This is a genomic window from Duganella sp. LjRoot269, assembly GCF_964254095.1.
In the GTDB taxonomy this organism is placed as follows: Bacteria; Pseudomonadota; Gammaproteobacteria; order Burkholderiales; family Burkholderiaceae_D; genus Rugamonas; species Rugamonas hordei.
On sequence record NZ_CAXUSL020000001.1, the window covers coordinates 1,237,232 to 1,249,832 of the forward strand.

General features: G+C 58.2%; 6 protein-coding genes, 2 tRNA genes, 3 rRNA genes and 1 riboswitch. Of the genes, 5 read left to right on the forward strand and 6 right to left on the reverse strand.

The window, feature by feature from the left end; translation table 11 throughout:
• Nucleotide 1 precedes the first annotated feature (1 nt).
• The 5 genes from ACSQ3S_RS05345 to cobT form a co-directional block, all read right to left on the reverse strand.
• Nucleotides 2-1,024 (reverse strand): FecCD family ABC transporter permease, encoded by a 1,023-nt coding sequence (locus ACSQ3S_RS05345; protein ID WP_436141778.1) that lies wholly within the window; start codon nt 1,022-1,024, stop codon nt 2-4.
• Nucleotides 1,025-1,091: 67 nt separating this feature from the next.
• Complete coding sequence (locus tag ACSQ3S_RS05350) at nt 1,092-2,948, reverse strand: TonB-dependent receptor domain-containing protein (RefSeq protein ID WP_436141779.1); 1,857 nt, start codon at nt 2,946-2,948, stop codon at nt 1,092-1,094.
• 135 nt (nt 2,949-3,083) lie between these two features.
• A riboswitch (cobalamin riboswitch) is annotated at nt 3,084-3,315 on the reverse strand.
• Between the two features lie 33 nt (nt 3,316-3,348).
• Nucleotides 3,349-3,900 (reverse strand): histidine phosphatase family protein, encoded by a 552-nt coding sequence (locus tag ACSQ3S_RS05355; RefSeq protein WP_353405561.1) that lies wholly within the window; start codon nt 3,898-3,900, stop codon nt 3,349-3,351.
• 4 nt (nt 3,901-3,904) lie between these two features.
• A complete protein-coding gene (locus tag ACSQ3S_RS05360; protein WP_436141780.1) occupies nt 3,905-4,687 on the reverse strand; it encodes an adenosylcobinamide-GDP ribazoletransferase in 783 nt (260 codons plus the stop codon).
• Between the two features lie 5 nt (nt 4,688-4,692).
• Complete coding sequence (cobT, locus tag ACSQ3S_RS05365; protein WP_176656035.1) at nt 4,693-5,727, reverse strand: nicotinate-nucleotide--dimethylbenzimidazole phosphoribosyltransferase; 1,035 nt, start codon at nt 5,725-5,727, stop codon at nt 4,693-4,695.
• A gap of 421 nt (nt 5,728-6,148) precedes the next feature.
• On the opposite strand from cobT, the gene ACSQ3S_RS05370 reads away from it, so the two are divergent.
• From ACSQ3S_RS05370 to rrf, 5 genes are all read left to right on the forward strand, one after another.
• Nucleotides 6,149-7,677 (forward strand): 16S ribosomal RNA (locus tag ACSQ3S_RS05370).
• A 78-nt stretch (nt 7,678-7,755) separates the two neighbouring features.
• Nucleotides 7,756-7,832, forward strand: a tRNA-Ile gene (locus tag ACSQ3S_RS05375).
• A 24-nt stretch (nt 7,833-7,856) separates the two neighbouring features.
• Nucleotides 7,857-7,932 (forward strand) — tRNA-Ala (locus tag ACSQ3S_RS05380).
• Between the two features lie 222 nt (nt 7,933-8,154).
• Nucleotides 8,155-11,029, forward strand: a 23S ribosomal RNA gene (locus ACSQ3S_RS05385).
• Between the two features lie 130 nt (nt 11,030-11,159).
• A 5S ribosomal RNA gene (gene rrf, locus ACSQ3S_RS05390) occupies nt 11,160-11,272 on the forward strand.
• Together the 16S, 23S and 5S rRNA genes with 2 tRNA genes alongside form the textbook arrangement of a ribosomal RNA operon.
• Before the next feature lie 52 nt (nt 11,273-11,324).
• Here the strand turns inward: rrf and ACSQ3S_RS05395 are convergent.
• Nucleotides 11,325-12,563 (reverse strand): MBL fold metallo-hydrolase, encoded by a 1,239-nt coding sequence (locus tag ACSQ3S_RS05395; protein ID WP_436141781.1) that lies wholly within the window; start codon nt 12,561-12,563, stop codon nt 11,325-11,327.
• Between the last annotated feature and the right edge of the window lie 38 nt (nt 12,564-12,601).

The following is a 12,601-nucleotide window of genomic DNA, read 5'->3' on the forward strand; positions in this document are numbered from 1 at the left end:
CTTATTTACGCAGCCGGTGCAATTGATACAGGAAAACCGGCGCCCCGATCAGCGCCGTGAGCACTCCCACCGGCAGCTGCTGCGGCGCGATGATGGTGCGTGCCAGTGTGTCCGCCAGCAGCAGGAAGGTGCCGCCGGCCAGTGCCGCAGCCGGAATCAGTGCGCGATGGTCGGGGCCGACGGCGAAACGGCAGGCATGCGGCACGATCAGGCCGACGAAACCTACGCTGCCGGCGCTGGTGACCGCGCTGGCGGTCAGCAGGCCGGAAACGAAGAACAGCCCCTTGCGCAAGGCGCCGACGCGGATGCCCAGCGTGGCGGCGGCTTCCGCATGCAGTGCCATCACGTTCATCGAGCGGGCGCTGCGCAATGCGAATACCAGGCCGCCGGCCAGCACGATCCAGGGCAGCGCGCGCATCGGTGCGCCGGCCAGGTCGCCGATCATCCAGAACACCATGCTGCGCAGGCGGCTTTCCGGCGCGATCGACAACATCAGCGTCACCATCGCCATGCAGGCGGAAGACAGGATCACGCCGGTCAGCAGCAACAGGGCGGTGCCGCCTTCGGCCGCCGCGCCGCCGCGCAGGTCGCGCCGGGCCAGCAGGTACAGCATCATCGAGATGGCGACCGCGCCGCCGAAGGCCGAGGCGTCGACCATCCAGATGGCGCAGCCGAACAGCAGCGCGGCCAGCGCGCCGACGGAGGCACCGGCCGAAATGCCTAGCACATAGGGATCGGCTAACGGATTGCGCAACAGCGCCTGCATCATCACGCCGGCCAGCGACAGGGCGGCGCCGGTGACGAAAGCGGTTATTGCCCGGCTCAGGCGTAGATCGAGCAGGGTGGCGGCCAGCGTTTGGGCCTGGCCATGCAGCAGTTCACCGACTGCTGCGGGAATATCGGAAAGCGGAATCGAGACCGAACCGGTCATGCCGGAGAAGATCAGACTGGCGAAGGCGAACAGCACCAGCCCGGTCAGGGTGATGGTGGCGCGCTGTCTCAGATTACGGGAGAAAGAATGCATGCACTGCTTTCGAAAAAAGCTGCCGGACGGGGAAGGGATCCACGTCCGGCAGATTACACCAATACGCTTACTTGTAACCGTAGCGGATGCCGGCAAATACCTTGCCCATAGGCGTGGCGTAGTTGCGCGCCAGGTCGTAGCGTTTGTCGCCTACGTTATTCCAGCGGACCAGCGCTGACCAGTCGCTGTTGAAGCGATAGCTTGCGTACAGGTTGACCAGGCCATAGCCGCCCAGGCGGTTCTTGTTGGCCGCATCGTCGTAACGATCGCCGGACAGCTCGACCTCCACGCCGGCGTTGACGGTGCCTGTGCTGTACTCGGCCGCCAGGTTGCCATGCTTTTTGGCGCGGCGCTGCAGGCGCTTGTTGGTGGTCTCGTCCTTCGGATCCTGCAAGTCGGCGTTGGCGCTGAAGTTGAAACTGCCCAGCTTCTGGCTGGCGGACAGCGTCAGGCCTTCCAGCAGCGCGTGGTTGACGTTGTAGGCGCAGCCGAACGGGTAATCCTTGGAGCCGAACGGGCATGGGTTGGTGTTGACCAGCAGGTCGGTCAGGCGGTTGTGATAGTAGCTGGCGCCAAGTGCGGTCATGCCGCTATCGTAGTGCAGGCCGACTTCCGCGTTCTTGCCCTGTTCCGGCTTGTTATTCGGATTGCCGAACTGCGGGTAGTACAACTCGTTGTAGGTCGGTGCGCGGAAGCTGGTGCCGTAGCTGGCGGTAGCACGCAGCTGCTGGGTGAAGGCGTAACCGTAGCCCAGCGAGCCGGTGTTTTTCGAACCGTAGACCGAGTTGTCGCGGCGGATGCCGGCGTTCAGCAGATTGGCGCTGCGGCGCGCGTTGTACGAGACGGCGTAGGAGTTGGTGACGCGGTCGCGGTTCAGCAGCGCGGAACCGTTGCTCTGTACCTCTTCCTTGCGGTGGTCGTACAGCAGTTGCAGCACGTCGGCGCCGATCTGCACGTCGTTCTGCCACGAGAAGTCGGTCTGCTTGGTGTTGATCTGCGAATAGCCCGAGGCTGCGGCGCTGCTGTAGGTGGCGCCTTCGTCCTTGGTCTGCGAATACTGCAACAGGCTTTGCCAGGCTGGCAGTATCTGGTTCTTGCTGTAGACGGCAGCATTCTCGAGCTTTGCGTTCGAGCGGACATCGTAGGCCGAGGAACCGTTGTCGTATTGCGAATCGAGTTTGCTGTGCATGAAGAGCACGCCGGCTTGGTGGCCTTCGGCCAGGCGCATGCTGAATTGGCCAGAGGCGTTTTCGCGGTCGTAGCCATCCTTGTCGGCGTTGTACGAGCTGCTGCCCGGGCGGGTGGCCGAGAAACCGTCCGACTTTTCCTTGCCGACGCTGACGGCGTAGCCGACGCTATGGTCGCCGCCGGTCGCGCCGGAGATGGTAGCGTCGCCCTCGCGGGTGTTGTCGGTGCCGTAGCCGGCGAAGGCCGTCAGCGCCGGCGCGCCCTTGCCCTTCTTGGTGAAGATCTGGATCACGCCGCCGATGGCGTCGGCGCCATACAGGGAACTCAGTGGACCATAAACGATTTCGATGTGGTCGATGGCGGTCAGCGGAACGGCGCTCCAGTTGGCGGCGCCCGTGGTGGACGAGCCGATACGCACGCCGTCGACCAGTACGATGTTCTGGTTGCTGTTGGCGCCGCGAATGAACACGGTGGAGTTGGTGCCGGAGCCACCGTTACGGGCGACTTCGATGCCGCGCTGGCGCTGCAGCAGGTCGAGAATGGAACCTGCGCCGGATTGGGCGATTTGCCCGGCGCCGATGGTCACGCTGTCGCTGATGACGTCGGCCAGTGCCTGCGGGCTGCGTGTGGCGGTGACCAGCACGGTGCCAGCCACGGGTTCGGCGTGGGCATAGGCGGTCGCCAGGGCGAACGCCAGCGACGTCAGGGCGGCAGGACGGGAGATACGAAGGGTCATGATGTAATTTCTGTTAAGAGCAACCGGCCGACGTCCCCGTAGGCCAGATTGAACAGAAGCGGAAAACTGGGCAATGCGCCGCACGGAGCCGTGCCACGAAGGCCGGCCCGATCCGTTTGCGCACATCCCGTTCGCTCACTTCCACCTGATTTGGCCGGTATCCGGGCTGGCAAGTTAGACCGCCTCACCTTCCCATGCGGAGCACAGTGGTTGTCAGAGGAGGTTTGTCGCGCGTGACTTGCGACACTTGCTTACCGTTGCGGGGGCAGCACACGTGGGCCGTTATCGACTGGACTATCGGCTTCGTGTTTCCCGTTTAACTGCGCATCCGGACGGACGCGCGAGCACCAAAACCCGGCCATTATACGGGTTTGTGCTGCACCGGTCATGGGGCGACGGTTTAGCGATCGAGGACGAGCGTGGCGCCGTAGCCGATTTGATGCGGGCGTTGGGCGGCCTGCAGCGCCATTTCCGCCGGCGACAGGCCGGCGTGGCAGGCTGCCAGCAGGCGCATCGCACCGGCGTGGCAGATGATGATGGCGTCGCGCTGCCGGCGCTGGAGGTCCGCATGGAAGGTGGCGATGCGCTCGGCCATCTGCAGCACGCTTTCACCGCCGCCTGGGCGGTAGTGAACCAGATCCCTGGCCCATGCATCGATATCGGCACGGGGGATGTTGTCCCATGGTTGCATTTCCCAGCTGCCGAAGTCGATCTCCACGATGCGCGCATCGATAATCGCCGCAGGGGAGTGCAGTTGCGGCGCCAGTTGCGCGGCAAGGCTGGCGCAGCGCCGCAAGGAACTGGAATACAGCGTCAGGCCGCGCGGCAGGGCGGCCGACAGTGCCTCCAGGGTTTGCGCCATCTGGTCGTCGGCCACGGCGAGATCGGTGCGGCCATAACAGATGCCAGCGGCAACCAGCGGCTGAGGGTGGCGGACCAGTATCAGCCGCATCGCGTTACCAAGGCAGTGCGCCGTGGTGCATGCTGGCCAGCGCGCACAGGTAGAACGTCACCTCGGTGACCTGCTGCACGGCGCCGAGAGAGTCGCCGGTGTAGCCGGCGATGCGGCGGATAAATTTGCGGGCCAGCCAGATGGTGGCGATGGTGGCGGCGATGATGCCGACGGCTAGCGCATGCCAGGTCAGCCAACCCAGGGCGATCATCGCCAGCGCGGGGATGACGGCAGTAGTGGCGGCGATGGTGAATTCGCCGTTGTTCATCTTTTGCGCCAACGGCTTCGCCTTGCCTTCGGCGCGCGCGTAGTCCAGGCGCCAGATCAGCGACGTGGCCATCAGCCGGGACAGAGGATGGGCGACAAATAACGCGGCGATGGCGGTCAGAGGCGGCAGGCTGGCCAGCGTGACGCACTTCAGGCCGAGCAGGCAGATGGCGCCGATGGCACCATAGGCACCGATGCGCGAGTCTCTCATGATCTCCAGCACACGCTCCGGCGTCATGCCGCCGCCGAAGCCGTCGCACGTATCGGCGAAGCCGTCCTCGTGAAAGGCGCCGGTGGCATAGATGCCTGCGGCGGTGGACAGCAGCACCGCGACCGGCGAGGGAAAGACCAAGGCCGCCAGCGCGTACACGCCGGCAGTGATGGCGGCGACGACCGCGCCGACAGCGGGAAAGTAGCGCGATGCCTGGTTCAACCACGCCGGATCGAAGCCCACCCAGCCGGGAATCGGCAGGCGGGTAAAGAACTGTAGCGCGGTGAAGAACAGGCGTAGTTGATGCACGGTGCTTACTCGGACTTTTCGCTGACGTGGGCCGACTCGAACGTGGCCATCTGGTTCACGAAGTTGACCGATGCATGCAGCAGCGGCAGCGCCAGCGCACAGCCGGTGCCTTCGCCCAGGCGCAGGCCCAGGTTCAACAGCGGCTTGGCGCCCAACGCGGCCAGCATCTGTTGATGTCCGCTTTCGTCCGAACAGTGCGAGAACACACAGTAGTCCAGGATCGCTGGCTGCAGGCGCGCGGCGACCAGCAGCGCACTGGTGACGATGAAGCCGTCGATCAGCAGCACCTTGCGCATTTCCGCAGCCTTCAGCATGGCGCCGGCCATCATCGCGATTTCCAGTCCGCCGAAGGTGGACAGGACATCCAGCGGTTCCACCGCTGCGGCGTGTCTGGCGACTGCCGCCTCAATGACGTGCTGCTTGCGCAGTACGCCGTCGGCGGACAGGCCTGTGCCGGCGCCCACGCATTGCGCTACCGGGACGCCGGTCAGCTTGTGCATCAGCGCGGCGGCGGCGGTGGTGTTACCAATGCCCATTTCGCCGAAGCCGACGACATTGCCATCGAGTTCCGCGACCAATGCCATGCCGGCGGCCAGTGCGGCGTCGCAGGTGTCGCGGCTCATCGCCGGCTGGTGGGCGAAGTTCCTGGTGCCGGGGGCGAGCTTGCGGTCGGTCAGGCCGTCGCGCGGGCCGAAGTCATGATTGACGCCGGCGTCGATGACGTGCAGTTCGCAGTTGTTCTGCGTCGCGAAGACGTTGATGGCGGCGCCGCGCGCTAGGAAGTTCTCCACCATTTGCCAGGTCACGTCTTGCGGATAGGCGGATATGCCTTCCGCCACCACGCCGTGATCGGCGGCGAATACCAGAATGGCTGGCCGCGTGATCGCGAGTTCGCGTGTGTTCTGTATAAGCCCGATTTGTTTGGCCAGCGACTCCAGTACGCCCAGGCTGCCCAGCGGTTTGGTTTTATTGTTGATGGCCTTGTCCAGCAGGGCCGCCAGCGCCTCGTTATTGATAGTAGGGATGGTTGGAATGAACATGGGGCGACTTATAAATCGGTAGAATCGCTATTTTACCCTTGCCAGCGGCGGCGGCTCTTGCTATAGTTCGCCTCCCCGCGAAACGGTGCATGCAAATGCTGAGTGTTGCGGGAAAAGAGAAGAAAATGTAGTGCTTGACGAAACATTCGAAACGCTTCATAATCTTGCCTCTTCGCTGATGAACACAACGCTTCTTCAGCAAGCAGTACCAAACAAAGTTCTTTAAAAATTAACAGTCGATAAGTGTGGACGTTTGATGGAAGTGCACACGAGACCTTCGGGTTTCGTGAAACTTAAAAAATATCAAATGTTCACAAGAAGTAATGAAATAGGCGCTATGAAAATAGTGGCCTGTCAGTATTTTGAGTGAGCGACCCAGCAGAAATGCTGGTGACACGAAAGTGTCAAAGTAACAGAGATTAAACTGAAGAGTTTGATCCTGGCTCAGATTGAACGCTGGCGGCATGCCTTACACATGCAAGTCGAACGGCAGCGCGGGGCAACCTGGCGGCGAGTGGCGAACGGGTGAGTAATATATCGGAACGTACCCTGGAGTGGGGGATAACGTAGCGAAAGTTACGCTAATACCGCATACGATCTAAGGATGAAAGTGGGGGATCGCAAGACCTCATGCTCCTGGAGCGGCCGATATCTGATTAGCTAGTTGGTGGGGTAAAGGCCCACCAAGGCATCGATCAGTAGCTGGTCTGAGAGGACGACCAGCCACACTGGAACTGAGACACGGTCCAGACTCCTACGGGAGGCAGCAGTGGGGAATTTTGGACAATGGGCGCAAGCCTGATCCAGCAATGCCGCGTGAGTGAAGAAGGCCTTCGGGTTGTAAAGCTCTTTTGTCAGGGAAGAAACGGCTACCTCTAATACAGGTGGCTAATGACGGTACCTGAAGAATAAGCACCGGCTAACTACGTGCCAGCAGCCGCGGTAATACGTAGGGTGCAAGCGTTAATCGGAATTACTGGGCGTAAAGCGTGCGCAGGCGGTTTTGTAAGTCTGTCGTGAAATCCCCGGGCTCAACCTGGGAATGGCGATGGAGACTGCAAGGCTAGAGTTTGGCAGAGGGGGGTAGAATTCCACGTGTAGCAGTGAAATGCGTAGATATGTGGAGGAACACCGATGGCGAAGGCAGCCCCCTGGGTCAAAACTGACGCTCATGCACGAAAGCGTGGGGAGCAAACAGGATTAGATACCCTGGTAGTCCACGCCCTAAACGATGTCTACTAGTTGTCGGGTCTTAATTGACTTGGTAACGCAGCTAACGCGTGAAGTAGACCGCCTGGGGAGTACGGTCGCAAGATTAAAACTCAAAGGAATTGACGGGGACCCGCACAAGCGGTGGATGATGTGGATTAATTCGATGCAACGCGAAAAACCTTACCTACCCTTGACATGGCTGGAATCCTTGAGAGATTGAGGAGTGCTCGAAAGAGAACCAGTACACAGGTGCTGCATGGCTGTCGTCAGCTCGTGTCGTGAGATGTTGGGTTAAGTCCCGCAACGAGCGCAACCCTTGTCATTAGTTGCTACGAAAGGGCACTCTAATGAGACTGCCGGTGACAAACCGGAGGAAGGTGGGGATGACGTCAAGTCCTCATGGCCCTTATGGGTAGGGCTTCACACGTCATACAATGGTACATACAGAGGGCCGCCAACCCGCGAGGGGGAGCTAATCCCAGAAAGTGTATCGTAGTCCGGATTGTAGTCTGCAACTCGACTGCATGAAGTTGGAATCGCTAGTAATCGCGGATCAGCATGTCGCGGTGAATACGTTCCCGGGTCTTGTACACACCGCCCGTCACACCATGGGAGCGGGTTTTACCAGAAGTAGGTAGCTTAACCGTAAGGAGGGCGCTTACCACGGTAGGATTCGTGACTGGGGTGAAGTCGTAACAAGGTAGCCGTATCGGAAGGTGCGGCTGGATCACCTCCTTTCTAGAGTAGCACTGGTCAGCAATGACTACTCATCAAGCGTTCACACTTATCGACTGTCAATATTAAAGAACAGCATTTGGGGCTGTAGCTCAGCTGGTTAGAGCACCGTGTTGATAACGCGGGGGTCGTTGGTTCGAGTCCAACCAGCCCTACCAGTTTCTGCCTTGTAGTAAATCTCAGGGGGATTAGCTCAGCTGGGAGAGCACCTGCTTTGCAAGCAGGGGGTCGTCGGTTCGATCCCGTCATCCTCCACCAAGAGTTCAAATGTAAGGGTAAGCCTTTAGATTTGATCTTTTAGAGATCAAGTGCTGTACGTTCTTTAACAATCTGGAAGAAGTAAGTAAATTTTTATTGATCGTGTTCGCCGACAGGCGGATACGATGGGTAATGATTGTATGTATCAACAAACGCAACAACGTAGTACTTCTTATTTCTATAACCGCTCCTTTGTTTAGTCGCAAGGGGCTAACGTTATAGGGACAAGTGAATAAGTGCACATGGTGGATGCCTTGGCGATTACAGGCGATGAAGGACGTAGTAGCTTGCGATAAGCTGCGGGGAGCTAGCAAACAAGCTTTGATCCGCAGATTTCCGAATGGGGAAACCCACCCTTTATGGGTATTGCATACTGAATACATAGGTATGCAAGGCGAACGCGGCGAACTGAAACATCTAAGTAGCTGCAGGAAAATAAATCAACCGAGATTCCCAAAGTAGTGGCGAGCGAAATGGGAAGAGCCTGCACGTTTTAGCATGACGCATAGAAGAATCCTCTGGAAATAGGAGCCATAGCGGGTGATAGCCCCGTATTCGAAATGCGATGTGTGGAACTAAGCGTGCGACAAGTAGGGCGGGACACGAGAAATCCTGTCTGAATATGGGGGGACCATCCTCCAAGGCTAAATACTCGTAATCGACCGATAGTGAACCAGTACCGTGAGGGAAAGGCGAAAAGAACCCCGGGAGGGGAGTGAAATAGATCCTGAAACCGTGTGCATACAAACAGTAGGAGCGGACTTGTTCCGTGACTGCGTACCTTTTGTATAATGGGTCAGCGACTTACATTCAGTGGCAAGGTTAACCATATAGGGAAGCCGTAGAGAAATCGAGTCCGAACAGGGCGATAGTCGCTGGGTGTAGACCCGAAACCAAGTGATCTACTCATGGCCAGGATGAAGGTGCGGTAACACGCACTGGAGGTCCGAACCCACTAATGTTGAAAAATTAGGGGATGAGCTGTGGGTAGGGGTGAAAGGCTAAACAAACTTGGAAATAGCTGGTTCTCTCCGAAAACTATTTAGGTAGTGCCTCAAGTATCACCATCGGGGGTAGAGCACTGTTATGGCTAGGGGGTCATCGCGACTTACCAAACCATTGCAAACTCCGAATACCGATGAGTGCGAGCTTGGGAGACAGACGTCGGGTGCTAACGTCCGGCGTCAAGAGGGAAACAACCCAGACCGCCAGCTAAGGTCCCAAAGATTGGCTAAGTGGAAAACGAAGTGGGAAGGCTAAAACAGTCAGGATGTTGGCTTAGAAGCAGCCATCATTTAAAGAAAGCGTAATAGCTCACTGATCGAGTCGTCCTGCGCGGAAGATGTAACGGGGCTAAGCCAGTCACCGAAGCTGCGGATATCCAGTAATGGATATGGTAGGAGAGCGTTCTGTAAGCCTGCGAAGGTGTCTTGTAAAGGATGCTGGAGGTATCAGAAGTGCGAATGCTGACATGAGTAGCGATAATGGGGGTGAAAAGCCCCCACGCCGTAAGCCCAAGGTTTCCTGTTCAACGTTCATCGGAGCAGGGTGAGTCGGCCCCTAAGGCGAGGCAGAGATGCGTAGCTGATGGGAAGCAGGTTAATATTCCTGCACCGTCGTATGATGCGATGGGGGGACGGATCGCGGAAGGTTGTCTGCCTGTTGGAATAGGCAGTTTCTGGTTCATAGAAGGCGCTTAGGCAAATCCGGGCGCAGGATTCAAGGGACTGGGACGAGGTGCTTAGGCACTGAAGCAATCGGAAGTGGTTCCAAGAAAAGCCTCTAAGCTTCAGTCATACGAGACCGTACCGCAAACCGACACAGGTGGGCGAGATGAGTATTCTAAGGCGCTTGAGAGAACTCGGGAGAAGGAACTCGGCAAATTGGTACCGTAACTTCGGGAAAAGGTACGCCCTTGTAGCTTGACTGGCTTGCGCCAGAAGGGTGAACGGGTTGCAATAAACTGGTGGCTGCGACTGTTTAATAAAAACACAGCACTCTGCAAACACGAAAGTGGACGTATAGGGTGTGACGCCTGCCCGGTGCTGGAAGATTAAATGATGGGGTGCAAGCTCTTGATTGAAGTCCCAGTAAACGGCGGCCGTAACTATAACGGTCCTAAGGTAGCGAAATTCCTTGTCGGGTAAGTTCCGACCTGCACGAATGGCGTAACGATGGCCACACTGTCTCCTCCCGAGACTCAGCGAAGTTGAAGTGTTTGTGATGATGCAATCTACCCGCGGCTAGACGGAAAGACCCCATGAACCTTTACTGTAGCTTTGCATTGGACTTTGAACCAATCTGTGTAGGATAGGTGGGAGGCTTTGAAGCGGGGACGCCAGTTCCCGTGGAGCCAACCTTGAAATACCACCCTGGTTTGTTTGAGGTTCTAACCTTGGTCCGTTATCCGGATCGGGGACAGTGCATGGTAGGCAGTTTGACTGGGGCGGTCTCCTCCTAAAGTGTAACGGAGGAGTTCGAAGGTACGCTAGGTACGGTCGGACATCGTGCTAATAGTGCAATGGCATAAGCGTGCTTAACTGCGAGACTGACAAGTCGAGCAGGTACGAAAGTAGGACATAGTGATCCGGTGGTTCTGTATGGAAGGGCCATCGCTCAACGGATAAAAGGTACTCTGGGGATAACAGGCTGATTCCTCCCAAGAGTTCATATCGACGGGGGAGTTTGGCACCTCGATGTCGGCTCATCACATCCTGGGGCTGTAGCCGGTCCCAAGGGTATGGCTGTTCGCCATTTAAAGTGGTACGTGAGCTGGGTTTAAAACGTCGTGAGACAGTTTGGTCCCTATCTGCCGTGGGCGTTGGAAATTTGAAGGGGGCTGCTCCTAGTACGAGAGGACCGGAGTGGACAGACCTCTGGTGTACCGGTTGTCACGCCAGTGGCATTGCCGGGTAGCTAAGTCTGGAAGAGATAACCGCTGAAAGCATCTAAGCGGGAAACTTGCCTTAAGATGAGATTTCCCAGAGCCTTGAGCTCTTTGAAGGGTCGTTCGAGACCAGGACGTTGATAGGTCAGGTGTGGAAGTGCAGTAATGCATTAAGCTAACTGATACTAATTGCCCGTACGGCTTGTCCCTATAACCTTGGCAGGTTATGGTGAATGAGAAGTACGTTGGAACGTTCGTTGATACAACTTCATTACCTAATTACTTACCGATTCCAGATTCTGGGCAACGTTCACAAGAACGCGGCTCGTACAAGTCAATGCCTGATGACCATAGCAAGTTGGTCCCACCCCTTCCCATCCCGAACAGGACCGTGAAACAACTCTGCGCCGATGATAGTGCTGCAACCAGTGTGAAAGTAGGTTATCGTCAGGCTAGTTATACTAAAAAGCCCCTTCCAGAAGATCTGGTTGGGGCTTTTTTTCGTCTATGCGATGTGTTTGCTGATCAGCTTGATCGTATCATTTTCATCGCTGTTGTCGGTGACGAAGATCGAAAACGCCGCGCCATCGGGGGCCACGCGTATCACCACATGACCATCGCTGCTGCGCATCTTGCTGGCCAGGCGTTTGTTCGCCAGATAGTTCTCGCGCATCAATGACGTCGCATACACTTCTCGCGGCCCCGGGTACAAGCGTTCGCTGAACATGCGTTCCAATTGCAGCATGTCGGGATGCGCGATATGCCAGCTCGGTATCACCCATGCCTGCGGCCGCAATGCGCGCACCACGTCGCCGCTCAATCCATCGAACATTCCGTGATGATCTGCGGTGGCCACGCTGGCCGGACCGGCTGCGCGCGCGGCTGCTGTCAGTACATCGCGCCACGGCATATCGCCGTCGTAGGTATAGCTGGTCAGGTCGCCGGCGGTGAAATATGAAAACTTTCCCAAGCTAAGCCGCAGCGCGATCGAGCAGACGTTTTCATTTGGATAGTCCGATCCCGCCAGCTTCTCCAGTGGCGGGAACATCGACCTTGTTCGATCGCCATGGCCGTCCCACACCTCGCCATTGGCGGCGATATTGCGAATGCTGAAGGGCGTCGGCGATCCCGGGGCGTGATGTCCGCGCAATACCAGCTGCTTGTCGCTGCCGGCGCGTATCCGTTCCACCGCTTGGCCATGCTGCATTCGCGACCGCACGAAGGCCAGATAGTTGGACGCGTATCGGCCACTGGGCGCCGACGGAAAATCATAGGATGGGAAGCCGCGATCCACCAGCACGCCGATCGGCAGCATCTCCGCGACGTCGGTCACGCCGGATAGTTGATACGGTCCTTGCGTTGAAGGCGGAGACGCATCGTCCACATCGCCCAGATGGTCCGGATGCATATGCGTGACCAGTAGATAGTCCAGCGCGTCACGGTCAGCCGCACGCAGATGGCGCCGCACATAGCGGCCTATCCATTCGCCTGGACGACGGTCAGCATTCGGCTTCGGCGCCGCGGACACGTCCAGTGTGTCGTTGGTGGAGCCGGCATCGATCAGCAAGCTGGTACCGTCCGGCATCAGTACAAAGGTCGCATTGCCTCGTCCGGTGGCGATGTGATGGATGTCGAGACAGCCCGGCGCCCAAGGCGGCAGGCGCATGGCGGCCTGCGGCACCGCGATGCCCTCTGGCGCCGCGGCCGCCGTCAGCGCCAGCGGCGCGGCCAGCATGCCCAGCATGAAATGGCGTCTGTCGATTTGTTGGCTCATCGTGACCC